The organism is Brevibacterium sp. CCUG 69071 (genome assembly GCF_021023135.1).
Lineage (GTDB): Bacteria > Actinomycetota > Actinomycetes > Actinomycetales > Brevibacteriaceae > Brevibacterium.
On record NZ_PGFV01000006.1, the window covers coordinates 64,653 to 89,165 of the forward strand.

29 protein-coding genes are annotated in these 24,513 nt (G+C 67.3%); 7 read left to right on the forward strand and 22 right to left on the reverse strand.

Features of this window, described 5'->3' with window-relative positions:
* Positions 1–36: 36 nt before the first annotated feature.
* The 5 genes from CV023_RS15515 to CV023_RS15535 form a co-directional block, all read right to left on the reverse strand.
* A complete protein-coding gene (locus CV023_RS15515) occupies positions 37–1,611 on the reverse strand; it encodes a SpoIID/LytB domain-containing protein (RefSeq protein WP_230747414.1) in 1,575 nt (524 codons plus the stop codon).
* 55 nt (positions 1,612–1,666) lie between these two features.
* On the reverse strand, positions 1,667–2,473 hold the full coding sequence (locus CV023_RS15520) for an Fpg/Nei family DNA glycosylase (protein WP_230747416.1): 807 nt from the start codon (positions 2,471–2,473) through the stop codon (positions 1,667–1,669).
* Between the two features lie 9 nt (positions 2,474–2,482).
* Positions 2,483–3,016, reverse strand: coding sequence for a type 1 glutamine amidotransferase domain-containing protein (locus CV023_RS15525; RefSeq protein ID WP_230747418.1), 534 nt, complete (start codon positions 3,014–3,016; stop codon positions 2,483–2,485).
* A gap of 126 nt (positions 3,017–3,142) precedes the next feature.
* The gene (locus CV023_RS15530) at positions 3,143–4,102 is read right to left on the reverse strand and encodes an NADP-dependent oxidoreductase (RefSeq protein ID WP_230747419.1); all 960 of its coding nucleotides are present in this window, start codon (positions 4,100–4,102) and stop codon (positions 3,143–3,145) included.
* 217 nt (positions 4,103–4,319) lie between these two features.
* Positions 4,320–5,015, reverse strand: coding sequence for a hypothetical protein (locus CV023_RS15535; protein WP_230747421.1), 696 nt, complete (start codon positions 5,013–5,015; stop codon positions 4,320–4,322).
* A gap of 241 nt (positions 5,016–5,256) precedes the next feature.
* Here CV023_RS15535 and CV023_RS15540 point away from each other — a divergent pair, with 241 nt between their 5' ends.
* The 4 genes from CV023_RS15540 (at position 5,257) to CV023_RS15555 (ending at position 8,775) form a co-directional block, all read left to right on the forward strand.
* Positions 5,257–5,664 carry a YciI family protein gene (locus tag CV023_RS15540; RefSeq protein ID WP_230747423.1) on the forward strand — a complete coding sequence of 136 codons (408 nt, stop codon included), beginning with the start codon at positions 5,257–5,259 and terminating at the stop codon, positions 5,662–5,664.
* 4 nt (positions 5,665–5,668) lie between these two features.
* Entirely contained in the window at positions 5,669–6,844 is a 1,176-nt protein-coding gene (locus CV023_RS15545) for an RNA polymerase sigma factor (RefSeq protein ID WP_230747425.1), read from the forward strand.
* Between the two features lie 112 nt (positions 6,845–6,956).
* Entirely contained in the window at positions 6,957–8,015 is a 1,059-nt protein-coding gene (locus CV023_RS19050) for an FUSC family protein (RefSeq protein WP_230747427.1), read from the forward strand.
* A 73-nt stretch (positions 8,016–8,088) separates the two neighbouring features.
* Positions 8,089–8,775: a DNA alkylation repair protein gene (locus CV023_RS15555; protein ID WP_230747429.1), complete on the forward strand. Its 687-nt coding sequence runs from the start codon at positions 8,089–8,091 to the stop codon at positions 8,773–8,775.
* Between the two features lie 15 nt (positions 8,776–8,790).
* Here the strand turns inward: CV023_RS15555 and CV023_RS15560 are convergent, their stop codons facing one another.
* The 9 genes from CV023_RS15560 to CV023_RS15600 all read right to left on the reverse strand — a co-directional run bounded on the left by CV023_RS15560 (position 8,791) and on the right by CV023_RS15600 (position 16,768).
* Positions 8,791–9,594 carry an ABC transporter ATP-binding protein gene (locus CV023_RS15560; RefSeq protein ID WP_230747431.1) on the reverse strand — a complete coding sequence of 268 codons (804 nt, stop codon included), beginning with the start codon at positions 9,592–9,594 and terminating at the stop codon, positions 8,791–8,793.
* Entirely contained in the window at positions 9,591–10,637 is a 1,047-nt protein-coding gene (locus CV023_RS15565; protein ID WP_230747433.1) for a FecCD family ABC transporter permease, read from the reverse strand. Before CV023_RS15565 ends, CV023_RS15560 begins: the two co-directional genes overlap by 4 nt.
* On the reverse strand, positions 10,634–11,674 hold the full coding sequence (locus tag CV023_RS15570; protein ID WP_230747444.1) for a FecCD family ABC transporter permease: 1,041 nt from the start codon (positions 11,672–11,674) through the stop codon (positions 10,634–10,636). Before CV023_RS15570 ends, CV023_RS15565 begins: the two co-directional genes overlap by 4 nt.
* 12 nt (positions 11,675–11,686) lie before the next feature.
* Positions 11,687–12,718 carry an iron-siderophore ABC transporter substrate-binding protein gene (locus CV023_RS15575; RefSeq protein WP_230747446.1) on the reverse strand — a complete coding sequence of 344 codons (1,032 nt, stop codon included), beginning with the start codon at positions 12,716–12,718 and terminating at the stop codon, positions 11,687–11,689.
* Positions 12,719–12,894: 176 nt separating this feature from the next.
* Entirely contained in the window at positions 12,895–13,719 is an 825-nt protein-coding gene (locus CV023_RS15580; protein ID WP_230747448.1) for a helix-turn-helix transcriptional regulator, read from the reverse strand.
* Positions 13,720–13,906: 187 nt separating this feature from the next.
* The gene (locus tag CV023_RS15585) at positions 13,907–15,325 is read right to left on the reverse strand and encodes an amidase (protein WP_230747450.1); all 1,419 of its coding nucleotides are present in this window, start codon (positions 15,323–15,325) and stop codon (positions 13,907–13,909) included.
* A 60-nt stretch (positions 15,326–15,385) separates the two neighbouring features.
* The gene (locus CV023_RS15590) at positions 15,386–15,724 is read right to left on the reverse strand and encodes a winged helix-turn-helix domain-containing protein (RefSeq protein ID WP_230747451.1); all 339 of its coding nucleotides are present in this window, start codon (positions 15,722–15,724) and stop codon (positions 15,386–15,388) included.
* Between the two features lie 13 nt (positions 15,725–15,737).
* A complete protein-coding gene (locus CV023_RS15595) occupies positions 15,738–16,160 on the reverse strand; it encodes a hypothetical protein (RefSeq protein WP_230747453.1) in 423 nt (140 codons plus the stop codon).
* A 155-nt stretch (positions 16,161–16,315) separates the two neighbouring features.
* Positions 16,316–16,768, reverse strand: a complete 453-nt coding sequence (locus tag CV023_RS15600) for a flavodoxin family protein (protein WP_230747455.1) — start codon at positions 16,766–16,768, stop codon at positions 16,316–16,318.
* A 79-nt stretch (positions 16,769–16,847) separates the two neighbouring features.
* Between CV023_RS15600 and CV023_RS15605 the strand changes: the two genes are divergently transcribed.
* The 3 genes from CV023_RS15605 to CV023_RS15615 all read left to right on the forward strand — a co-directional run bounded on the left by CV023_RS15605 (position 16,848) and on the right by CV023_RS15615 (position 18,863).
* Positions 16,848–17,753 carry a Sir2 family NAD-dependent protein deacetylase gene (locus CV023_RS15605; RefSeq protein WP_230747457.1) on the forward strand — a complete coding sequence of 302 codons (906 nt, stop codon included), beginning with the start codon at positions 16,848–16,850 and terminating at the stop codon, positions 17,751–17,753.
* A 16-nt stretch (positions 17,754–17,769) separates the two neighbouring features.
* A complete protein-coding gene (locus CV023_RS15610; protein ID WP_230747459.1) occupies positions 17,770–18,354 on the forward strand; it encodes a TIGR03085 family metal-binding protein in 585 nt (194 codons plus the stop codon).
* A 137-nt stretch (positions 18,355–18,491) separates the two neighbouring features.
* Complete coding sequence (locus CV023_RS15615) at positions 18,492–18,863, forward strand: DUF4190 domain-containing protein (RefSeq protein ID WP_230747461.1); 372 nt, start codon at positions 18,492–18,494, stop codon at positions 18,861–18,863.
* Between the two features lie 5 nt (positions 18,864–18,868).
* Here CV023_RS15615 and CV023_RS15620 read toward each other — a convergent pair whose 3' ends face one another.
* From CV023_RS15620 to CV023_RS15655, 8 genes are read right to left on the reverse strand one after another with little or no spacing between them, the layout of a single operon-like run.
* Positions 18,869–20,470, reverse strand: coding sequence for a polyamine aminopropyltransferase (locus CV023_RS15620; protein ID WP_230747462.1), 1,602 nt, complete (start codon positions 20,468–20,470; stop codon positions 18,869–18,871).
* The gene (locus CV023_RS15625; RefSeq protein ID WP_230747464.1) at positions 20,467–20,892 is read right to left on the reverse strand and encodes a DUF350 domain-containing protein; all 426 of its coding nucleotides are present in this window, start codon (positions 20,890–20,892) and stop codon (positions 20,467–20,469) included. The genes CV023_RS15620 and CV023_RS15625 overlap by 4 nt, the downstream gene beginning before the upstream one ends.
* Positions 20,893–20,939: 47 nt before the next feature.
* Positions 20,940–21,275, reverse strand: a complete 336-nt coding sequence (locus CV023_RS15630) for a hypothetical protein (protein ID WP_230747466.1) — start codon at positions 21,273–21,275, stop codon at positions 20,940–20,942.
* Positions 21,272–21,835: a DUF2617 family protein gene (locus CV023_RS15635; RefSeq protein ID WP_230747468.1), complete on the reverse strand. Its 564-nt coding sequence runs from the start codon at positions 21,833–21,835 to the stop codon at positions 21,272–21,274. The genes CV023_RS15630 and CV023_RS15635 overlap by 4 nt, the downstream gene beginning before the upstream one ends.
* Positions 21,835–22,449, reverse strand: a complete 615-nt coding sequence (locus CV023_RS15640; protein ID WP_230747469.1) for a DUF4178 domain-containing protein — start codon at positions 22,447–22,449, stop codon at positions 21,835–21,837. The genes CV023_RS15635 and CV023_RS15640 overlap by 1 nt, the downstream gene beginning before the upstream one ends.
* A 32-nt stretch (positions 22,450–22,481) precedes the next feature.
* Positions 22,482–23,519, reverse strand: coding sequence for a GNAT family N-acetyltransferase (locus CV023_RS15645; RefSeq protein ID WP_230747470.1), 1,038 nt, complete (start codon positions 23,517–23,519; stop codon positions 22,482–22,484).
* Between the two features lie 44 nt (positions 23,520–23,563).
* A complete protein-coding gene (locus tag CV023_RS15650) occupies positions 23,564–23,761 on the reverse strand; it encodes a hypothetical protein (RefSeq protein WP_230747471.1) in 198 nt (65 codons plus the stop codon).
* A complete protein-coding gene (locus tag CV023_RS15655; protein WP_230747476.1) occupies positions 23,758–24,480 on the reverse strand; it encodes a DUF1707 SHOCT-like domain-containing protein in 723 nt (240 codons plus the stop codon). The genes CV023_RS15650 and CV023_RS15655 overlap by 4 nt, the downstream gene beginning before the upstream one ends.
* Positions 24,481–24,513 lie beyond the last annotated feature (33 nt).

The window sequence follows — 24,513 nt, forward strand, 5'->3', positions numbered from 1 at the left end:
CGGGCCGGAGCCTGAGACCGGCCGCGACCGCCAGGCCTACTTCACGCTGAAGCTGGCCGACTTCAGGCCGAGCTTGCTGCGCAGCTGGACCCCGGTCAGGCTCGCGGTGGCGCCCTTCGTCGAGGTCGCCTTCGCGGTCCTGACCAGTCCGGCTCCGGTCCGGGTCACGGCGAGTGACTTCACGTCCTTGAGGCCGAAGGCCTTGGCCATGGCGGACTGTGTGATCGTCACGGACCAGGAGGCGTTCGGGTTGCCCGCCGCCTTGGACTTCGAAGCGGCGTCGTCACGGGACTTCAGGTAGGGCACCTCGCTGCCCCACACCTCGGCGGCGGAATTGGTCTTCCCGGCCGAGGACGACGAATACACGGCATCGATGAGCGCGCCCTTGTAGGCGACGACCTTCGCCGTCTTGACGCTCGCACCCGAACCCGACTGGGTGGCGGCCACGGCCTTGCGCCACGGCGCGCTGCCCGAGGCGTTCTCATGCTTCCAGCCCATGAAGTGCTGGGAGGCGACCTCATCGTAGACATTGCAGCCGCAGGCGGACTTGAGCGATCCGAGATTGCGGTAGGCGTAGGTGCGGGCGGCGATCGCCTGAGCCTGCAGGGCCGCGGACTGCCAGGAGGCGGGCACCTCGGCAATGCCGGGCAGGTACTCGCTGTTCGTCCTCATCACACCCAACACGTTGAGGGCCTTGTTCAGCTGCCTGACCTCGATGCGTCCGTGCCGGTAGACCCCGGTCGACCCGTTCTGCGCATGAGCGACCGACACCGTCGTCTTCGACTTGCCCGACCAGTATCGGGTGCCCTGCCATTCGACGGCCAACCAGGTGGCCTCGTAGGACTTCCCGCCGACCTTCGCCTTCACCTTCCCCGCCGAGGTGCGCTCGAGGGTGAGCGCCGATCCCGATTCGACGGTCTTGCCGCCGACCTTGACCCGCAGGCGACCGGAGTTCGGTGTGATCGTGGCCGTCTTGCGTCCGGCGAGGAGCTGAACCGTGATCTCGGAGTTCGCGTTCTTCGCCAGCGTCTCGACCTTCGCCGGATTGTAGTAGTGCTCGAGGATCTGGGTGGCGCTCTTGCCGGCCGCGGCCATGCCGCGGGCCCCGTACTGGCTCATTCCCACACCGTGGCCGAAGCCGGCGCCCTTGAGCGTGAACGAGGCCGGCGTCTTCGTCACCGAGACCTTCGCGCCGCCGGACTTGGTCCAGGTGATCTGTCCGTTCTGGAAGTTCTGGCGGGTCTGAGACCCGGAGCGGTATTCGTTGCTCGTCGGGTAGCCCAGCTGCCCCCGCTCCCAGCCCGACTTCTTCCAGGCGGTGCGGATGGCGCCCCAGGTGGCGTGGGCTCCGGTGGCCTTCGTCCAGTGGATCGTTCCGTTCCTGAACGTCTGGTAGCAGCCTTTGTCCTTGAGCGTGCACCGCTCCGGAGTCGTCGGGGGACCGAGTCGTCCCGAATCTCCGCCGAGGCTGCGGTGCACGGTGCCGATCGCACCCTTCGTCGGGTACGCGGCATGGGCAGGGGCCACTGCAGGCGCTGCAGCGAGCAGCAGAGCGACGAGAAGACAGGAGAGAATTCCGGACGTCACGCGTCCGGCCGGGGAAGCTGGCATAAACTGATCATAGACAGTGCTGTCAAGACCGCGGGTGAATGGGGAGGGAAAACCTTCAGGCGGCCTGACATCCCGGGCACCAGAACAGGTTCCTGCCCGCCACGGTTGTCGTGAGAATCGGGGCGCCGCAGATCAGACAGGGCTGGTTCTGGCGACGGTAGACGTAGACCTCGCCGCCGTGATCGTCCTGCCTGGGTTCGCGTCCCATCGCTTCGGGCTCGTGCTCGGGTCGGACGGTGTCGATGCGGCCGCGCGCCCGGCCGACTTCCATGAGTTCGACCGTGTCCGTCCAGATCTGTTCGGCACGCTCGCGACCGAGCGATCTGCCCGGTGTGCGCGGGTCGATGCCGAGCCGGAACAGCACCTCGGCGCGGTAGATGTTGCCGGTTCCGGCGATGACCGCCTGGTCCATCAGCAGGGTCGCGATCGTCGACCGGGAGCTCAGCACCCGGTCGACGAACTTCTGCGCGTCTGCCTCGGGCCGCAGCGGATCCGGGCCGAGCCGGTCGATGACGGCGGCCACCTCGGGAGGGTCGAGGAGTGCGCAGGTGTTGGGACCGCGCAGATCGGCGGTGGTCTCACCGTCGCTGAGTCGCCAGCGGACCTGTCCGACGACCGCGGGCTGTCCGGGCAGCAGGCGCATGGTCCCGTAGATTCCCAGATGGATATGCACCTGGGCCTCCGTGGAGGCGAAGCCGACGAAGAGGTGCTTGCCCCACGCCTCGGCGCTCTCGAGCACGTCCCCGTCGACCAGCCCGGCGCCGGTGAAGCGCCCCTGCGGACTCGAGGAGGCGACCCGGTGCCCGGCGAAGAGGTCGACGAGGTCGTGGGCGAGCCGGTGGATAACATGACCTTCGGGCATGTCCGCCGGTCAGCTCAACTTGTCGGCGATCGCTGAGTTGAAGGCGTCGAGGTCACCGGGGTTGCGGGAGGTGATGAGGTTGCCGTCGACGACGACCTCGGAGTCCTCCCAGTCGGCACCGGCGTTGACCAGATCGGTCTTCGTCGCGACGAACGAGGTCAGCTTCCGGCCCTTGGCGACCCCCGCCTCGGCGAGGATCCAGGGAGCGTGGCAGATCGCGGCGACCGGCTTGTCGGCGGCGAAGAACGCCTTGACCAGGGCGACGGCATGCTCATCGAGACGCAGGGCATCGGCGTTGAGAGTGCCGCCGGGCAGGACGAGGGCATCGAAGTCATCGACCGAGGCTTCTGCGACGGGGACATCGACGGTGAACTCATCGGCATGCTCCCAGTCGCCCTCCATCGCCTGCAGGGTGCCTTCGGAGGGGGAGACGATGACGGTGGTGGCACCGGCCTCGTCGAGGGCTGCGCGGGGGCTGGTCAGCTCGACCTGCTCGACACCGCGGGTGAGGAGGAAAGCGACCCTCTTATCGGAGACAGCCATGTTCGAACTCCTTTTCTTCCGTGTGTTCGCGTCGAGTGCGACGCGAGGCGGTGCTGGGGGCACCGTCGTTGACAACGTCACCGGACGGGCCTGGTATTCCGATCCTGTATTCCGAACCTGCCGAGTTCAGCCGTTGAGGTGTCCTCGCTGCTCGGCGCTGAGCGGGGTGGCCGCGATGCGCAGCACCACCTTGCCGGCCGGATGCTGGGTCTGGAGGAAGCGGTATGCTTCCTGCACCTCATCGAAGGCGAAGGCCCGAGCCACCGGCAGGTGGACGTGTCCGTAGGCGATGGCCTTGCCCAGCCATGCCAGATCCTCCCGGCGGGCGACCGCTTCACCGTCGATGTGGACGCCGTGGGTGTCTGCGACCTGAGGTCCGGCGCCGATCGAATCGATCCGTTCGGCCGGCACACCGAGGGCCAGCAGCTCCTCGATCCCTTCGGTGCCCTGGGTGGAGAAGGCGGCGTGGATGCCCTCGGGTGCCCCGGCACGCAGACGCTCGGCAAGACCGTCACCATAGGCGATGGGTTCGATCCCGAGGCTGGCGAGCAGACCGAGATTCGCGTCGCTGGCGCTGCCGATGACCCGGGCGCCGAGGTTGACCGCCAGTTGGGCGGCGATGATCCCGACCCCGCCGGAGGCTCCCGAGACGTAGACGGTCTCGCCTTCCTGCGGTGCGATCGCGCGGATCCCGGCCACCGCGGTGCGTCCGGCGATGTAGAGGCCGCCTGCCGCGTCGAGTCCGAGGCCGCGGGGGATGAGGTCGAGCCGGTTCTCCGGGTCCTCGATGAGCAGCTGCTCGGCGATCGACCGGTGGGGGAGTCCGCCGAAGACGAGGTCGCCGGGCTTGAAGTCGCTCACGCCCTCACCCACCTCGGCGACGACTCTGGAGAAGTCCGCGCCGATTCCGGCGCTCCCCGACACTTCACCCATCCCGCCGGAGAGGATCTTCCAGTCCACGGGGTTGAGTCCGGCCGCACGGACGTCGACCTTGACCTGGCCGGGTCCCACCTCGGGGAGGGTGCCGTCGACGATCTCGAGCCGATCGAGATCACCGTTGCTGCTGTAGCGGACGCTTCTGGTCATGGAACACTCCTTGTCTGCTGTCGATCAGGCCGCAGGGCCCTCACGGGGCCGCACTGCGGTTGATGTGGACGATAACGACCCGCAGAAGGGGTTTGTTCCCGGCCCGGCATCTGGCGTCATACGACGACGCGAGGCGACTCCGAACGATGTCGGGGTCGCCTCGCGGTGGGAATGTGTCCGTGGTGCCTGAGGGGAGGTCTCGGCGTTCGGTCGCGTCTCAGCTGATGTTGGGGAACTCGAGCTGGTAGCCGACGCCGGCGCTCGTCACCGAGGTGACCTTGACCGTTCCGTAGTGGGTCTTGCCGCTGTCGGTGACCTCGCAGTTGGTGCTTCCGCGTTTGGCGATGATCCTCAGGTCGTAGCGGCATTCGACGATGTCGACGTAGACGCCCTTGTCCGCGTAGGCGTTCTTGATATCTGCCTCGAGGTCGGCGGCGGGGATCGTGCCGTTGCCCTGATCGTCGAGGTCGACGCCCTCTGAACCGCTGCCCTCGCCGGAGGAACCGGAGCCGGAGGCCCCGGAATCCGAGGCACTTGAGCCCGAGGCCCCGGAATCCGAGTCTGCGGTGCTGGTGGAGGCGGACGAATCGGTGACGGTGCCCGCCGAGGTGCTGGTGCCGCTGCTCGTCGAGGTGCCGGAGGTGCCCGAGTCGCTCGCCGAGGTGGAATCGGTGGCCGTCGTGGAATCGCTGCCCGAGGTCGAATCCTGTCCGGCGTCCGAGCCGGGAGCGGACTCCTCGGCGACCGTTTCCTCGGTGGGTTCGGATTCGGCCTCGCCCGGGTCGGTCGAGGCCTCATCCTGGAGGGTGTCGTCCTGGCCGAAGGAGATGTGCATATCGCAGGCCGAGAGAGTCAGGGTCGCGGCGAGGGCTCCGGCGACGGTGATGGTCTTGAGGAGGATCGGGGTCTTCATGATGTGCTCCTTGGCAGGTGCTGAGGATGTATCGTTCGTTCGTACATGACAAGCCTCTCAGCGCACGTGCCTGACCAGGGCCGATTCCTGTTCGCATCCGGTGACGGGTGTTGCAGGTCGGTTACATCGCCCTATTCTTGGAGAAGTTCTCCCCGGTGATGTCGAGAACAGCCGCTCGGCTCCGTCCCAGGGGTGTCAGCGAGCACAACCCGTGCGAGCGGCGATGGACAAGGAGACGATCATGGCCAAATACCTCATGCTCAAGCACTATCGGATGCCGAGCGAATACATGGACTACACCCCGATGGATCAGTGGGCGCCGGAGGAGGTCGACGCGCATGTGGCCTACATGAACGACTTCGCCGATCGGCTCAGGGAGTCCGGCGAATTCGTCGATTCCCAGGCGCTCTCACCCGAGGGCACCTTCGTCCGCTCCGGCGGCCCCGGGCAACCCCCGGTCACCGACGGGCCCTTCCCGGAGACGAAGGACCTCATCGCCGGGTGGATGGTCATCGACGTCGGCTCCTACGATCGCGCCCTCGAACTGGCCGGTGAGCTCTCCGCGGCCCCGGGCAAGGACGGTCAGCCGATCCGCGAATGGCTCGAGCTGCGCCCCTTCCTGGGCGAGGCCCCGACCGTCACCGACTGAGCTCATGGTCGCTGACGACACCCTCGCCGAGGTGGAGCTGCGAGAGCTCGTCCCTGCAGTGATCGGCATCCTCCGCGGCCGCGGAGCCGACTTCGCGGCTGCCGAGGATGCCGTGCAGGAAGCGCTCATCGAGGCCCTGTCCGCATGGCCCGCCGATGCGCCGCGGGATCCGCGCGGGTGGCTGGTCACCGTGGCCTGGCGGAAGTTCCTCGATGGCGTGCGCTCCGACGCGTCCCGGTCGCGGCGGGAGGAGCGCGTCACGCTGCTCGACGGTCTCGACGAGGTCCGTTCGGCGGGGGAGTCGGTCTCGGTCGATGACTCCCTCGAGCTCTACTTCCTCTGCGCACACCCTGACCTCGCCCCCGCCTCGGCGGTGGCCCTGACCCTGCGCGCGGTCGGGGGACTGACAACGAAGCAGATCGCCACCGCCTACATGGTGCCCGAGACGACCATGGCCCAGCGGATCAGCCGCGCCAAACGCACGATCGCCGGGCATCGGCTGGATCGCCCCGGCGACCTCGGCTCGGTGCTCACCGTACTCTACCTCGTGTTCAACGAGGGCCATTCCGGCGATGTCGACCTCGCCGCCGAGGCGATCCGGCTGACCCGCGGACTGCGCTCGCTCAGCGATGACCCCGAGGTCGCCGGACTGCTCGCGCTCATGCTGCTCCACCACGCCCGCCGGTCCTCCCGCTTCGACCCGGCGGGACGGCTGATCGCCCTGGCGGACCAGGACCGGGACCGGTGGGACACCGCCCTCATCGCCGAGGGGATCACGATTCTCCAGGCGGCGCTCGCCCGGGATCGGGTCGGTCCGTATCAGGCGCAGGCCGCGATCGCGGCCCTCCACGCGGATGCCCAGCGGGTCGAGGACACCGACTGGGTGCAGATCCTCGACTGGTACGACGAACTCACGGCCCTGACCGACAATCCGGTGGTGGCGCTGAATCGAGCGGTCGCACTCGGTGAGGCCGACGGGCCGCAGGCAGGTTTGGCCGCCCTGGGGGAGCTGGCCGAGGACCTGCCCCGCTATGCCGCCGTCGAGGCGCATCTGCGCGCGGCCGCTGGCGAAACGGACCGGGCCGCCGAACTCTTCGCGGCGGCCGCCGCGCGGACCTCGAACCTCGCCGAACGCGATCACCTGATGCGGCGGGCGGCGGAGCTGAGGGCCTCATTGTGATGAAGCAGACGTGGCGATGCCCTCGGTTTCGGGCGACCGGCCCGGTCCTCGTGGCATACGATCGAAATGATCCCCACCACGTCATCGACACCGCCGAGGAGGCACACCGAGGGTGAACCATGTCCAGGAGTTCTTTCGCGTCCCACCGTCCGAACGCGATCACATCCCCGCATTCCGGATCGCCCTGGGTGTGGCCGTGCCGCTGCTGGTCCTCCTGTTCATCGATCGCCTCGACCTCGCCGTCTACGCAGCCTTCGGCGCCTTCACCGGCATCTACGCGCGTTTCGAAGCCCCGCGCTCGCGACTGCGACGCCAATCGATCGCGGCCGGAATCCTCGTCGTCTGTGTGGGCATCGGCGCCCTGCTGGGCGCGCTCGACGCCTCGATCTGGGTGCTCATCGTCGTCACCTCGCTGGTCTCGGGGTTCGGTGCGGCCACCGCTCTGAGATTCCGGCTCAAACCCGGCGGATCGATCTTCTTCATCTTCGCCACTGGTGCCGTGGGCTCGATCCCGAACGGCGCCTCGGTGCCGACGGCCATGCTCGTCGCCGCGGTCTCGGCCGGACTGAGCATCGGATTCGGGGCACTGGCCCACTTGGCCGGCGAACGGGTGCCCGCGGAGAAGGCCACATACGTCCGGGTCGGGCTGTCTCCCGTCGGCAAAGGCGATCTGCTCGCCCATGCCGCGCGGTTCACCATCGCCCCGCTCATCGCGGGCATCGTCGGCACCCTGCTCATCGATGTGCTGCCGCTGCTGTCCCACAGCTATTGGGCGATGGTCGCCGCGGTCGCTCCGATCGCCGCTCCCGGTCGTTCGGCCCGACTCAAACGCGGCCTTCACCGGGTCGTCGGCACTTTGGGTGGAGTCGTCGTCACCGCGTTCCTGCTCTCGTTCCCGATCGAGCCGTGGCAGATCGTCGTGTGGGTCATCCTGCTGCAGTTCCTCGCCGAGATCTACGTCCTGCGCAACTATTCGGTGGCCCTGTTCTTCATCACCCCGCTGGCGCTGCTGATGACGCAGCTCGGCCATCCGCTCCCGGTCACTGAACTGCTGACCTCCCGGGCCGTCGAGACCGTCATCGGCGTCTTCATCGGACTCATCGTCGTTCTCCTCACCTTCAGCCGTGCCCCGCGGCCCTTGGTCCGGTCCGGCGAGGACCCGGCCGGTTGACCGAGCTGGGCGCCCGCGTGCGGTCTATCATGATCACACGTCGTTGCCCCACCCTCAGATCCGGAAGGCCCTCATGTCCACGACCGCAGAAGTCCTCGATGCCCTCGCCGCGCTCGAGGATCCGAAGATCCGCGCCGTCAATGAGAGGCACGGCGACGACCACGGGGTCAATCTCACAAAGCTGCGCGCCGTGGCCAAGGACCTGAAGAAGAACGATGAGCTCGCCGCCGAACTCTGGGCGACCGGTGACACCGCCGCCCGCCTCGTCGCGATCCTCATCATGCGACCCCGTGCCTGGGACCTCGAGCAGCTCGACGCGATGCTGCGGGACGCCCGGGTCCCGAAGGTCCACGCTTGGCTGGTCAGCTACATCGTCAAGAAGTCACCCCACGCCGAGGTGCTCCGGCAGTCCTGGTTCGACGATCCCGATCCCGTCGTCGCCTCCGCAGGCTGGGCGCTGACGAGCGAGAGGGTGAACAGGAACCCGGCAGGGCTCGATCTGCCTGCTCTGCTCGATACGATCGAGGCGAAGATGGCCGACGCCGAGGAGCGTCTGCAGTGGGCGCTGAACGAGACTCTGTCGTATATCGGCATTGAGAACCCCGAGCTGCGGGAGCGGGCCATCGCCATCGGCCACCGCCTCGGCGTGCTCGAGGACTATCCGACTCAGCCGGGCTGCACCTCTCCCTTCGCACCGAGCTGGATTGCGGAGATCGTCCGCCGCAGGTCAGACGAGTCGCCCACGGACGCCGCCGACTGAGGCGGCGCGGGCACGTTATCCGAGCGTGCGATGGCGTCCGATCGGCAGCATCAGCGGCTGCCCGGACACCGGATCCTCGATGATCCGATTCTCCAGCCCGAACACGTGCTCGACATTGGCTTCGGTGAGCACCTCGGCGGGGGTGCCCTGAGCGTGGATGGTGCCGCCGGCGAGCATGACGAGTCGGTCGCAGTAGCGGGCGGCGAGGTTGAGATCGTGGAGGACCATGACGATCGTGACCCCGGAGCGCTGATTGAGCTCGGCGAGCAGATCGAGGACTTCGACCTGATGGTTGACGTCGAGGAACGTCGTCGGTTCGTCGAGGAGGAGGATATCGGTCTGCTGGGCCAGAGCCATCGCGATCCACACCCGCTGCCGCTGACCGCCGGAGAGTTCGTCCACGGGCCGATCCGCGAGCTCCGCGGTGCCGGTGGAGTCCAGGGCCTCGGCGACGGCGAGGTCATCGGCGGCACTCCACCGGGAGAACGCGCCCTGATGCGGATGGCGACCGCGCCCGACGAGATCGGCGACCGTGATGCCCTCCGGGGCGATCGGCGTCTGAGGAAGGAGTCCGAGGGTGCGGGCGAGCTTCTTCGCCGGCATCGCATGCACCTGCTGACCGGCGAGGACGACCCGACCCGAACGCGGGGTGAGCAGCCGGGACATGGATTTGAGCAGGGTGGACTTGCCGCAGGCGTTGGCTCCGACGATGCCGGTGATGTCTCCTGCGGGCAGGGTGAGGCTGAGTCCGGAGATGATGTCCGCGTCCCCGTAGGACAGGTGCAGGTCCTCGGCCGCAAGCGAATGGTCCGTGGTCACAGGGAGCCTCCCGAACGATTGATCCTGATGATGAGGTATATGAGATAGGGGGCACCGAGGATGCCGGTGATGACGCCGACCGGGTACCGGGTGCCGAGTGCGAACTGACCGACGAGGTCGGCGACGAGCACGAGGAGGGCGCCGACGAGGCCCGCGGGGATGAGCGGTGACGGCCCCGGACCGACCAGCCGAGCCGCGATCGGCCCGGACAGGAACGCGACGAAGGCCACGGGGCCGGCCGCTGCGGTGGCGAAGGCGATGAGGCCGACGGCGGTGACGATGACGAACAGGCGGGTCCGCGACACCCGCACGCCGAGGGCCTCGGCGGTGTCGTCGCCGAGCTGTGTGATCGAGAGATTCTTCGACTGGCCGATGAGCAGCGGGGACAGGACGATGAGGGCGATGAGCACCGGAAGCACGGCGTCCCAGTTCGCTCCGTTGAGGCTGCCTGCCAGCCAGCGCAGCGCCTCCTGCAGGTCCCACTGTGCGGCCCGGGTCAGCTCCCAGTTGATCAGTGCGCTCAGCATCGAGGAGATGCCGATGCCGACGAGGATGAGGCGGATGCCCGCCGCTCCGTTCTTATACGCGAGCAGGTAGATGAGGAGGGCCACCGCGAGCCCGGCGACGATCGCGAAGACCGAGACGCCGGTGGTCCCGAGGCCGAGGGTGATGATCGCGAACACCGCGGCCGCCGAGGCCCCGGAGCTGATGCCGATGATGTCGGGGCTGGCCAGGGGATTGCGGAGCATGGTCTGGAAGGTGACTCCGCCGAGGCCGAAGCTCAGTCCCACCAAGAGCGCCAGCACCGCACGCGGCAGACGGAGACGACCGACGGTGAATGAGGCCCCGGGGACCTGGTCGCCGGCGATGACGCGGATGACCTTGTCGAAGGAGTAGAAGGTCTGCCCGACCATGAGGCTGGCGAGGAAGCACGCGATGACGAGCACGGCGAAGATCACGACGGTGCTCGTCCAACGCTTCGCCCGCGCCCGACGCAGGCCGAGGACCGCCTCGGCGGTGGGTGTCAGTGGGGTGGTGCTCACAGGGATCGGACCTTCTGACGGCGGACGATGGCGATGAAGAACGGGGCGCCGATGAGTGCGGTGAGGATGCCGACATCGAGTTCAGCGGGGCGGGCGACGATGCGTCCGAGGATGTCCGAGGCGGTGAGCAGGCCGGCCCCGGTGACCGCGGAGAACGGGATCAGCCACCGGTGGTCGACGCCGATGAGCAGGCGACAGGCGTGGGGGATGACGAGGCCGAGGAAGCCGATGGGTCCGGCCACGGCGGTGGCCCCGCCGCAGAGGATCACCGCACCGGCGGCAGAGAGGAGGCGGGTGAGGCCGACGTGCTGGCCCAGGCCCGCGGCGAGTTCGTCGCCGAGGGCGAGGGCGTTGAGCCCCGGGGTGCAGTAGACGCTGATGAGGAAGCCCGCGATGAGGAAGGGGACAATGAGCAGGACCGAGTCCATGGTCACCCCGCCGACCCCGCCGATCTGCCAGTCCCGGGCGAGATCGGAGATGTCACCGCGGGGGAGGACGACGGCGGAGATGAACGAGGACAGGGCCGCAGCCGTTGCGGCCCCGGCCAGGGCGAGCTTGAGCGGGGTTGCGCCCTGCCGTCCGAGGGACCCGACGGCGTAGACGAACACCGAGGTGATCGCGGCACCGGCGATGGCGAACCAGATGTAGCCATCGGCGGTGGACAGTCCGAAGAAAGCGATGCCGATGACTACGGCCAGCGAGGCCCCGGTGTTGACTCCGAGGATGCCCGGGTCGGCCAGAGGGTTGCGGGTCACGCCCTGCATCACGGCGCCGGAGACGCCGAGGGCCGCGCCGACGCAGACGGCAAGCAGGGTGCGGGGGATGCGCTTGGCCACCGCGGCCTGATCGAAGCCGCTCGCCGAACCGCCGTAGGCGGCGAGCACGTCGTCGAGGCCGACATTGCGAGAGCCGATCATGGTCGAGGCGATCATCAGGATGACGACGAGCACGAGGGCTGTCAGCATCCACATCAGGCGGACGTGAGTCGACCGCCGCAGCCGGGCGGCGGTCGACTCGACTGTCGATTGAGCTGTCATCGAGGTGGGTGCCTAGTTCTGGTTCGAAGCGGCCTTGTCGAGTTCGTCGAGGTAGTCGTCGAGGATGAACGAGATCGACAGCGGGGTCGGGTTCGCCGCGGTGCCCAGGGGCTGGTCACCCGGGAGGTTGACGATCGCCTCGTTCTTCACCGCGGGCATCTGCGAGAGCAGCTCATCGTCTTCGAGGGTCTTGACGAGTTTGTCATCGCCGTAGGTGACGATGATGTCGACGTCGTCGAAGACGTCGGCCTGTTCGGCGCTGACCGTCGAGGAGAACTGGTCGGTCTCCTCGGAGGCCTTCGCGATGCTGGCCGGAGCCTTCATCCCCATGTCTTCGAAGAACATCGCACGGGTGTCATGCGTGGTGTAGAAGTTGACCTCGGACAGGTCGGAAGGGTCGACGTGGGTGAGGAACATCGTCGACTTGTCCTTGATCGCCGGGTGTTCGGCGACCGAGGAGTCGATCTCGGACTCGAGGTCGGAGATGAGCTCGTCGCCCTCGTCCTTCATGCCGATGGCTTCGCTGTTGATCTCGATCATCTCGCGCCACGGGGTTCCCCAGGCCGTCTCCGGGTAGGCCACGACCGGAGCGATCTCGGACAGGGTGTCGTAGTCCTCCTGGCTCAGGCCCGAGTAGCCGGCGAGGATGACATCGGGCTGGGTGTCGGCGACGGCTTCGAAGTCGATGCCGTCGGTCTCGTCGAACAGGGTCGGGGTCTCGGCGCCGAGCTCGTCGAGCTTGTCCTCGACCCAGGGGAGGACTCCGTTGCCGTCGTCATCGCCGAAGTCGGCGCGGGCCATGCCGGCGGGGACGACGCCGAGGGCCAGAGGCACCTCATGGTTGGCCCAGTTGACGGTGGCGACGCGTTCGGGCTTCTCCGAGATCTCGGTGGTGCCGAGGGCGTGTTCGATGGTCACGGGTGTCCATGAATCGTCACCGCCCGAGGCGTCATCGGAGGACTCTGAAGGTGAGCAGGCAGTGAGCATAAGCGCGGCGGTTACGGCTGCGGTCAGTGCCAACGCGCGGGCAGGGCGGCGGGTCATTGTGGCCTTTCGACGGTGTGTGGTCGCATGGACGATGCGGAGGGTGCACAGCTCGGCTCATCCGCTCGAAGCAGGATGGTTTAGGTGTGCCTAAACAAACTATCCGAGGCGACTGTGCGCCGCAATCGAGCAATTCCGACAGGCTGTTGCGCCAAACGGACAGACCTGTGGTGGTCTCAGGCGCGGAACTGCCCGGGGGTTGTGCCCGTGATGCGTTTGAACGCCGTGGTGAAGGCGCTCGTCGAGGCGTAGCCGACGTCGAAGGCGGCATCTTCGATCGCGTGACCGAGGCCGATGAGGCTGACAGCGTGTTGGATCCGCGCGGTCGTGACCCAGCGGTTGAATCCCAGGCCCGTCTCGGCCTCGAAGGCACGGGTGATGGTCCGGGCGCTCGCCCCCAGGCGGTGCGCCCAGTCCTGGAGGCTCGTGTCATCGGCCGGATCCTCGGCGATGGCGGCGACGACCGGGGCCAGCAGCGGATTGTTCGGCCGGTGGAGGAGGAGTTCGTGGGCGGCCGGAGACATGACGTCGAGAATCATCGCCTCGGTCAGGGAATAGGAGTCGGTGTGGGCTTCGAGGGTCTGCAGGCGGTCGAGGAGGAGGCGGAGCAGCGGGGTGATCGCGATCGTGGTCGGGGTGTCGCTGACGTGCGGGTTGTCGACACTGAACTGTGCCGCACAGACGACGACTCCGGCCGGGGTCCACCCGGAGTGCGGGATCCCGGCCGGGATCCACATGCCCAAGGGGGCGGTGATGGTCCAGGTCCGTGAGCCGATCGTGACCGTGCCGACGCCGGCATCGCGCCACAGGAGTTCATGGGTGGGATGAGAGTGCTCGGCCCAATAGGTCTCCCGATCCATCTCCTCCTGGGAGCCGAGGATCCGCACCGGCATCTCCAGCTGTCCTGCCTCATAGCGGGGCAGCCGACGTTCGGCGACCCGGGCGGAGCCGGTGGCTCTGTCCGGGTCGGTTCGGGTGCGGAAGGGCTTGATCGTGGGCACCCGATCAGAATACGCGACGCGTCGGAGCGCGTGGGCGGCCCTTCGGTGCTCAAAATCGCTCTGGCATCCGTCAGTCCACAGTTCCGTCGCAGACACCGTCTCCCGAGGCGTTGTCTGCGACGGAACTGTGGATTCAGGTCACCTATTTCAGATTGAGGGGCGCCGCCAGACGGGCGGAGGCGCGCCCTCAGCCTCCGGCGAGCTCCGGGTGGCGGGTATGGAAGTCCGTGGACTGTTGGAACGCGTGCGCGGCCGAGAACAGCAGCTGCTCGCCGAAATCATCGGCGACGAACTGTGCGGCCAGGGGAGTTCCCCGCTGGGTGAATCCCGCGGGCAAGGTGATCGAAGGCATCCCGCAGCTGTCGATGGGGGCGGTCGGCACTGTGGTAGCGGCGAACAACTCGGGGTCCGAGCCGAGGCTCTTCATCTGCTCGACCGTCGGTGACCCGACTCCGATCCCGGGCAGCAGGAGGAGATCGATATCTGCCATCAGGGATCGCATCCGCCCGGTGAAGGCTCGCCGGGACTCGAGGAGGTGATGGTAGTCGACGGCGGAGAGGCCCCGACCGATGTCGATGAGTCCGGAGAGGTCCGGCCCGTATTCGCTGCGCCTGGCAGGGTAGGTCTCATCGTGGACTCCGGCCGTCTCGACCCCGCATAATGCTGTCCAGTCCTGGGCCGCGGCCAGGAAATCCGGAGTCCGCACATCGATGACTCGCCAGCCCAGTTTCTCGATCGTCTCAATCGTCGATTCCAGCATCGCGTTCGTCGGCGCGTCGAAGTGGGCCTCGGCCAGTTCGCGGTCGAAGCCGACCACCGGGCTGCGATCGAGGCGTAGGTGCTGGCTGTAGCGAGGCACCGGTTCGAGCGCCGAGGTGGGATCGTGCGGATCGTGTCCTGCGATGGTCTCGAGAATGATTGCGGCATCGCGGGCACTGCGCGTCATCGGTCCGATGTGATCGAGGCTCGGTGCGAGTGCGAAGATGCCGTGCCGGGAGACGCGACCCCAGGTGGGTTTGAGCCCGGTCACCCCGTTGGCTGAGGACGGCAGTCGGATCGACCCGCCCGTGTCCGAGCCCAGGGAACCGAAGCACAGGCCCGCCGAGGTGGCAACCCCCGAGCCGCTCGAGGACACACCCGACCAGGTGGCCGAGTCCCAAGGGTTGACCGGAGTCGGCAGGTCCGGATGGTGTCCGGTGAAGGCGCCCTCTGTCAGGCGCAGCTTGCCGAGGACGACCGCACCGGCCGCCCGAAGGCGGGAAACGACAGTGGCGTCGAAGTCGGGGCGGAAGCCCGAATGGATCGTCGTCCCGGCAGCTGTGGGTGCGTCGTGGGTGTAGGCGAGGTCCTTGACCGCTATCGGCACGCCGTGCAGCGGGCCGAGCCAATCACCGCGGGCAAGACACTCATCATTGCGTTCGGCTTCGGCAAGGGCGCTCTCACGCATGACTACGGCAAAGGCGTTGAGAGAGGGATCGAGGCGGTCGATCCGGTCGAGCAAGGCTGCGGTGACCTCCCGGGAGCTCAGCTGCCCGGTCTGGATCAGGCGGGAGATCTCGTGCAGTTCGCGGAATTCGACTCCGGTGTTCGCCGAGGTGGTGTTCATCGTGCCTCCTTGCATCGGATGATCCTCATGCTAGCCGGGAACTCAGTGGCGGTCACGCCTTCAGCCGCCGGCGAGCTCGCGGAGCGCCTGGATGTGGGCCTCGAGTCGTCTGCTGCCCTCTTCACTGATGGAGACCCAGGTGCGGGGGCGTTTGCCGACATAGCCCTTGTTCACGGTGACCAGCTCGGCCTTTTCGAGTGCGGAGATGTGGCGGGAGAGGACCGAATCCGAGACGCCGAGGGAGTCGCGGAGGAGTTTGAACTCAGCCCTCTCACGATTCTTCAGGCTCGAGACGATGCCCAGGCGGGTCGGATTGCCGAGGTCGGGGTCGATGCGGGCCAGGGAGTCACCGAGATCAGGGATCTCATCTTCCTCAGGAATGTCCTGATAAGGGTTCATGATCGCCTCCCCTTCAGCGGCGCAGGCCGACGAGGGCGACGATCGGGGAGGCGATCCACAGGAGACCGGCCGCGGCGAAGGGCACCCAGGAGGTCGGGGCGTAGGAGTCGACGACGATTGCGACGAGGTAGACGAGCATCGTCAGCGGCAGCCAGGTCAGCAGCAGCACCGTCGACCGGCGGCTCCAGCTCAGGGCCTTCGAGATGTAGACGATCATCGAGGGGATGAGCCAGGCGAGACCGGCGCAGAGGATGATCAGCTGCGTCATGTTGTCTTCGAGGATGCCGACGGCCACGAGACTGACCGAGACGACTCCGCTGAGGACGAAGAGCATCATCACCAGGGGCCAGGCGTCGCTCGATCGCGCCTGCCGCTGGGTCGCGTCGACCTGGGCGAGGAGGTCGCTGGCCTGTTCCGGGGTGGGGGTGGCGTTCATGGCTGCTCCTTCGGTGGGATTGGTGCCAGTGGTTCGGCGACTTCCGCGGTGGAATTAATTTCATTCTAGCAAATACTTTCCATAATGGAAAGTAGTTTCACCGAAAAGTTCGTACTGTCCCCGTTTCCCCGTTTCCCGGTTCCCGCCTCGCGGTCTCAGGCCAGCGCCGAGGCGGCCACCGTGGCCGCGAGCTCCGTGGCCTTCTCCAGATGCTCCGCTCCCACCTCGCCGGTGAGGACTAGGGGATCGAAGGCCAGCGACCAGCCGAGTCCGGTGGTGATCTGCCTCATCGCGGTCTCGGCACCGGTGGTGTCGTACCCGCCGTGGATCCAGTACGAGAAGGGCCGACCCGCGGTCGCTTCCCTGACATCGTCATAGGTGGTGTCGAAGAAGTGCTTGAGCGCCCCGGAGATGTAGCCGAAGTTCGCGGTGGTGCCGAGCACATAGGCATCGGCGGCGAGCACATCGGCCGCGCTCGCCTCCAGGGCGTGACGGACGATGACGTCGATGCCGCCCAACTCGGGCATCCGCAGCCCGGCCAGGGCCGCCTCGGCGATCCGATTCGTCGCCTCCGAGGGCGAATGATGAACGAGAAATACGCTGACCATGGGCTCAGCCTAACCCTCGGTGTGCGTCGCGTCAGTCCTCGCGCCTACAGTGGGAGGCGACGAGACACGAGGAGGACGCATGGCGATCATCGTCGACCCCCTGCGCGGGCGCCTGCGCCCGGAACCGAGCCACACCGACGGCGAGATCATCGAGGCCCTCACCGCCTCGGCGAGCTCCGATTGGGCGGTGCTCACCGGTGCCGGCATGAGCACGGACTCCGGCGTCCCCGACTACCGCGGACCCGACGCCCAGCCGCGACGGCCGATGACGATCCAGACCTTCCTCTCCCACCCCGACCAACGGGCCCGCTATTGGGCCAGGTCATGGGTCGGCTGGCCGCGGATGCTCAAGGCCCGCCCGAACCGCGGACACCGGGCACTGGCCCAGATCGACGTGGCCGGGATCGTCACCCAGAACGTCGACGGACTCCACCAGGCCGCCGCCGAGGAGGTCCCTGCTCCGAGCCCCGTCATCGACCTCCACGGCAGCCTCGACCGGGTCATCTGCCTCGACAACGGACACCTCTTCGACCGGGACTGGATGCAGCGGCGACTGAGCGAACTCAACCCCGACTTCGTCGAACTCACCGGCATCGACCCGATCGATGTCGAGACCGCTCCGGACGGTGACGTCGAACTCGAGGAGACCGCGGGGTTCCGGCTCGCCGACTGTCCGATCTGCGGGGGAGTGCTCAAACCCGATGTCGTCTACTTCGGTGACTCGGTGCCGGTGGAGCGGCAGCGGGAGGCGAACCGCATCTGTGAGCAGGCGGGCGGACTCGTGGTGCTCGGGTCCTCTCTGGCAGTGCTCTCGGGGCTGCGCTTCGTCCGTGCCGCCGCCAAGGCGGCCAAACCGGTCGTCATCGTCACCGACGGCCCGACCCGCGGTGACGAGTTCGCCGATTTCCGCTCGGTCTCCCGGGTCGCTGACTTCGTTCGGGACTGGGCCGCTGAACTCGGCATTCAGGTGAGTCCAAGGCAGTGATGACAGACTTCCGAGCATGACCAATCTTGCTCGCACCGAACGACTGCGCCTCGTCGACTCCGCCCGCCGTGCCGGTGAAGACGCCCCGACCCTGTGCGAGGGGTGGACGGTCCGCGACCTCGCCACTCACCTGATCATCCGCGAACGGCATCCCCGGGCGGCTCTCGGCACATTCGTCTCCCGGTTCGACGACGCGCTCAAACAGAAGGCGGACGAGTACGCGGAGATGCCGTTTCCGCAGCTTCTCGGTCTCGTCGCCGCCCCGCCGAGGTGGACCCCGGGAGCGCTGCCGGGTGTGGAGTCCGCGATGAACACGAGCGAATTCCTCGTCCACCACGAGGACATCCGGAGGGCGGCGATCGAATGGATTCCCCGGCGCCTGTCCCGGTCGGAGAACGCCACCGCCTGGTCGCAGGCGAAGCTGATGCTGCTGCCGTTCGCGGCCAAGGCCGACGGCCCTGTCGAAATCAGCAGCCCCGAATTCGGCAGCCGCAGGATCGGGAAGAAGCGCGGCGACTCGGTGACGATCACCGGGGAGCCGCTGGAGATCCTGCTCTACCTCATGGGACGTCAGCGGCACGCGCTCGTCGACGTGAAGTGAACAGCGTGAAGTGAACGGCGTGAAATGAGTGCGACTCGGGAAAACCCCCGTCGAGGTCAGAGGTTTTAAGCATTCACTCAGCTGACGCGGATTCCTAGGCTGGTCTCAACAGCCAACGCAGAAGGAGAGACCCAGCCATGAATGCACCGACCGATCCCACCCCGGGACAGCACCAGCACACCGACTACCAGCAGCACACCGGCCCCCAGTCGTACGTCCCCGGCCCGACACCGAGAGCCGAAGAGGACCCGGGCAAGGTCCTCGGCATCATCTCACTGGTCGCGACACTCTCGACGTTTCTCGGCTTCAACTTCCTCGGCCCCATCGTCGGCATCGTCACCGGCTACATGGCCCGCAACAACTCACGCCGGGCCGGCTACGCCGACAACGAGATGGGCAAATGGGGCTTCATCCTCGGCATCGTCTTCCTCTCCCTGGCCGCACTCGGCGGTCTGCTCGGGCTCGGGTTCGTCGGAGCGGCCGGACTGTTCGGACTGCTCGGGGCCTGAGCTCCTCAGTAGCCCACCCAGGCTCCGCGCTCCTGATCGAGCACCCGCGGATGAAGCAGCGTCGAGGCCTCCACCTCACCGACCGACGAGCGATCGCGGTCGGGTGGGAACGTTGTCGAAGCGGCGAGCACCTCGGGCGTGGCGAACTTCAATCCCCCGGGATGATCCCGGGGGATCGTCACGTCCGGACCTTGGCCCCCACCGTCGGGGACGGCGGCGAGGAAGTAGCCCCAGTCGCCGAAGCTGGGCACGTCCACGTGATAGGGCGTGGTAGCCAGGCCCGCCTCGGCGACTCCCTCGCCGATTCCCCAGTACGCGTCCGGGGCGAAGTAGGGGGAACCGGCCTGCACGACGAGGCGAGCCGAAGGTGACATCACCTGCTTGATCAGGCCGTAGAACTCGACGCTGTAGAGCTTCGAGGTGGCGACGTCATCGGGGTCGGGCAGGTCCGCGACGACGGCATCATAGTGTTCGTGCTTCGCCTCGCGCAGCCACGTGAAGGCATCGGCAGCGATCGTGCGCACCCGGGGATCGTCGAGCGAATCCTCGTTGAAGTCCGTGAAGTGCTCCGAGGTCCGCGCGAGTTCGAGGACCCGGGGATCGAGATCGACGAGGGTGACGGTCTCGACATCGGGATATCTGAGGATCTCCCGCACGGCCAGGCCGTCGCCACCGCCGAGGACGAGGACGTTGCGTCGCGGACCATTCATCAGCGGGTGGATGAGCGTCTCGTGGTACCGGTATTCGTCGGCCGAGGCGAACTGCAGATCCCCGTTGAGATAGAGCCGAGTGTCCCCGGTCTTCGGGGACTCGGTGAGCACGATCTCCTGATAGTCCGTGCGTTGGGAGTACACGATCGGGTCGCGGTAGAGACGCTGCCGGGTGGTCATCTCGATGTCATCGGTGAACACCCACACCGCGGTGAGACCCCCGACGATGACGACGAGGAGACCGGCGAGGATGACCTGCGTGCGGGTGCGGATCTGGGCCCGGAAGAGCCACAGGACGATGAGGATGCCGACGACGGTGTTCGTGATGCCCACCGCCAGCGCTCCACGCGGCAGACCGAAGATCGGCAGCAGCACGAAAGGGAAGGCGAGTCCGCCGACGAGCCCGCCCACATAGTCGGCGGCGAAGAGATCGGCGACCGCGCTCGAGGCCTTCTGCGCGCGGATGCGCTGCACGAGCTCCATGAGCAGGGGGATCTCCGCGCCGATGAGGGCACCGATTGAGAAGGCGAGGACGATCATCGCGACGGTGTAGACATCGGCGAAGGCGAACGCGAGGTAGAGGAGGATGACCGAGAGTCCGCCGATGATGCCGAGCGCTGCCTCGATGAGAGCGAAGGCGACGGCGGCGAACCGGGTCAGCCGTTTGGTCGCCAGTGAGCCGATGCCCATCGCGAAGACCATCACCGAGAGCACGATGGAGGCCTGGACGATGGTGTCGCCGAGGAGGTAGGAGCCGAGCGCGACGAGCGCGAGCTCGTAGACCATGCCGCAGCTCGCGCAGATGAAGACGGCCAGGAGGACGAAGAAGCGGGCAGGTCCCGGCTTCAGCGGCAGCGTTGCCGCAGCCGGATCGCCCACAGCGGTGTCTGTGCTCAAAGGAGCGCTGCGGCCATGATGCCCGCGATGCCCAGGTGTGCGGTGGCGTTGACCCACACCTCGGGGTGGAACTGATCGGGTTTGACGATGTCACCGAGCTTGCCCGGGGTGAAGGCGTCGATGAGCAGGAAGCTCAGGGCCATCAGAATGATGCCGACGATGCCGAAGACCAGGGTGGAGATGACTCCGAGGAGCAGAGCATCGGAGCTGGCCCTGATCGCGGCGATGACGATGATCGCGACACCGGCGAGGTCTGAGGCCACGAGCACCGCCGCGGTCCGCGACTTCTGCTGCCACAGCAGGACGTGGAGCTTGCCCGGGGTGAGGAGGTCAACGACGAAATAGCCGATGAGCATGAGCACGAGGCCGCTCACGGCATAGGAGAGGACGATCCCGATCTCCAGGAAGAGTTCTGCCAACATGTCTGCCTTTCAGAGTGCCATCTGTGCTGGTCGCATCGTGTCTGCCGTCATTTGCCCGTGCCGGGTCCGCCGCCGCGGAAGCCCGAGCCGTCGCCGTAGTTCGATCCGGTGGAGCTGCTGCCGAAGAAGGGCAGGAAGAAGAATCCTCCGCCGCCCGAGCCGCCTTCGTCATCGGAACATCCGCGCATGACGTTTCCGATGAGCACGAGGATGACGATGAGGGCGATGATCGTGCCGCAGCCGAATCGCCTCGGTTTCCGCCCCGAGTCGTTGTTCGCGGGCCCCGAACCCCAGCCGCCCGAACCGCCGGACGATCCGCGGCCGTTCTCGGCATCGAAGTCGAAGGAGCCTCCGCCCATGGAGACGTTCGGGTCGCGGCTCATGCGTCCCTCCTCAGCTCGCTGTGACTGTGCACCATCTGGCGGTGCTGCGGATAGCAGTGCCAGGTCTGCCAGGCCAGCCTGTCGGTATCAACGTGGGTCAGCGCCAGTGCGGTGAGCGCGCTCGGATCGCCTGGGAAGGAGACGACGAGGTGATCGTCGTGGGCGCCGGAACGCCCGACCACCTCGGCGGCGGCAGCGGCGAAGTCACCGGGCACCTCGGTCAGGGTGCAGGTGAACCGGTGCCGGGAGAACCCGGCCCAGATGCCGTCGGTGCTCCGCTGTGTGCCCCAATCGGGAGTCTCACCGGCGCCGAGGCAGGCGAAGGTCTCGATGAATGCGTCGTCGACGATGACCTGGTGGGAGGAGCCGATGACGCGGAGTTCGAGGCGGATATGCGCATCCCCGGTTCCCGCGGGGACGTCGACGAACCGGGAGGCCAGCGGGGTGATGGGTTCGTGATCGAGGGTGAAGCGCAACGCGGCGGCCGAGACGTCGGTGAACGCCACCTCGGCGCGCAGCGGCACCGTCGGCAGCGGGGGAGTGTGGGGGAGGTCGCGCATCAGCTGCTCGAGTAGATGGTGAAGGAGCCGACGGGAATGGACTCGCCGGTGCTCACCTCCCACCGCCCGTGGTCGAAGCGTTCGAAGGCTAGGAGCCGGTGATCGGCGGATTCGTAGTCGACATAGTCGACCCCGCCCTTCTCGTTCAGTCCGGTGGTGCCTTCGGAGCGGTAGGAGGCGGTGCCGTGTTCGACGAGCTGGTATTCGGTGCCGTCGATGGTGATTGTCTTCGCCTTCGGCTCGATGTCGAGCTCGGGGCGGTCGCGCCACCGGGAGACCTGCAGATCGGGGTCGTGTTCGACGGTCAGCCACAGTCGGGTCGCGGACTCGTCGGACTGGAAGAAGTGCTCGGCCCAGTCGTAGCCGCCCTCGGAGATGCGCAGAGTGCCGCGGACGAAGAACTTCTCATTGCCGAATTCGAGCAGATCGCCGGCCTTGATCGCTGCCGGATCTCCACCGGTGTCCTGTTCGGAGGCGAAGGGATCGCGGGGCCTCGGCGGGGTCCGGTCGGCGGTCTGTCGACGATGCTTCGCGGCGCGTGAGCGGATGACGAGCACGGTGATGAGGACGACGAGGATGAACACGAGGACGGCGATGATGATGTTGGGCGACACGGGTGCCTGCTTCGCTTCGGTGGCCGGGACTGTCACCGTTCACTGTAGTCGAATCGTCCCTCGAGTGCGGTCATCGTATCGACCGTGCGGAAGCCGAGATCGCGGTTGAGAGCGAGCATCGGCGCATTTCCGGTGGCCGTGTAGGTCTGGATCCATTTCCCGGCGGCCGCCTCGGGCACATCCTGGAGCTGACGCATGTTCGCGACCTTGAGGGCACGCCCGATGCCGCGGCCGCGGTGGGCCCGATCGACGAGAGTGTCCTCCTGGATGACGATATCCGGCTGATCGCGGGAGACCATGATCTCCGTGTAGCCGACCGCCCGATCCTCGACATGTGCCAGCGAGCTGACGAGGATCCAGCCGTGTTCGTCCATGCGCTCCTCATGGCTGCGGATCGCGGCAGTGTCGGCATGCCGGGTGCTGCGGGTGAGGTCCCCGACGGGCACGTCCTCATCCATCTGCACCCGCAGCATCGCCCAGTCCTCGAGGACCTCCTCGGGGCAGGTTCCCGTCCACGAGGTGACCGCGAAGTCCGGATCGGCGGCGACGACCGGCACCGAGGTGGCGGCCCCGGAATCCTTGTAGCGGTCCGCATCGGCGGTGAGATAGTCCGGCAGGTCGAGCAGCAGCCGATGCTCCTCGATCCCGATGCGCATGCCCCGCGACTGCGCGAATGCTATCCCGGCCGGACAGTAGGTCTCGGTCTGGACGACCTCGACCCTTATGCCTCCCGGCTGTGCCCCGCGCAGCAGCGCCTCGACCGCCTCAGCGAGTGCTGTGGCCACCCCTTGACGGCGGTGGGCGGGGGAGACGCCGAGTTCGACCTCGGCGGGGGCATCGGTGATGAGCGCAAGCTCCGCGCCGCCGACGGCCTCCCCGCCGAGGTGGGCCACGAGTGCGATGTCCTGCTTGTCGGTGCGGGGGTGGGCGAACTGGGCGAGCAGGGCCTCGGGGCTGCGCCACCACGCCGCCGTCCGCTCGGCGGTGTAGGCGTCGCGCATGAGCGCATCCCAGTCCTTCAGCCCCGAGGCATCATCGGGATCGATGCGTGTGATCTCGATCTCAGGCATGGTTCGAGTCGACCACGTCGGGCCCGGGTTTGCAAGGAACCGACTCACTCCTCGTCGGGGTCGGTGCCCTTCTTCCGGTCGGCCGCCTCGGTGCCGTGGTCGTTGTCATGCCGGGACAGGCGGGAGCCGATGTGGGCACCGGGCTTGTTCATCACGCGATGGATGAGGAGCGCGCCGAGGCTGAAGATGACGATGATGCAGACCGTGAGGAAGAGGACGGCACCGAGACCGGGTTCCATCACTTCGCCAGTCGCCGGCGGTCGAGCCAGTTCGCGAAGCGGGCGCGGAAGGTGCCCATGCCGACCGATCCGCCGACCACGATAGTGGGCTTTCTCCCCTGGGGAACCGCGCTGACCGAGGACCTCACGGTGCCCCAGGTCTTCGAGAGACGGTCGACGTTGACGCCCCAGTCGTCGGGGACGACCACGACGACGGAGCCCATGCCCGCGACGATCTCGACGTCGATGCGCTCGAGGTCGGTGGTGACCTCGAGGAAGTTGAGTTCGATGTTCGACATCGACGGTTCGCAGCGGATGACGGCGGGCACCAGCCACCGACCGCGGCGGTTCTCCGACTCCCACCCGGCCTTGAGCACGAGCGGCTCGGCCGAGTCCATGCCGATGTTGTTCGGGCGCATGACGTCCTGGCCTGGAGCCGGTGGGCGAGCCAGGCCAGAGCCGGGAGTCTGAGGCCGGAAGCGGTCGGAGGGCAGCTTCGTCGTCAGGTCGGCCAGGACCTCGTCGAGGTCGATGGGGAACTTCGCCGCCTGCACCTTCTCCATCCGCTCGTCGAGTTCCTCGACGGTGATCCGTCCGTCCCCGGCGGCCTCGCGGAGCACCTCGATCGCCTCATCGCGTTCCTGGTGGCCGATGCGGATGGACTTCGCCGGGTCGGTGGGGCGCGCCTCGGGGTCGTTCTCGTCGGGGCGGTTCGCGTCGGGGTCGGGGATGGCTGGACTCATGGACTCTATCGTGCCCGATGCGCACTGCCGTCG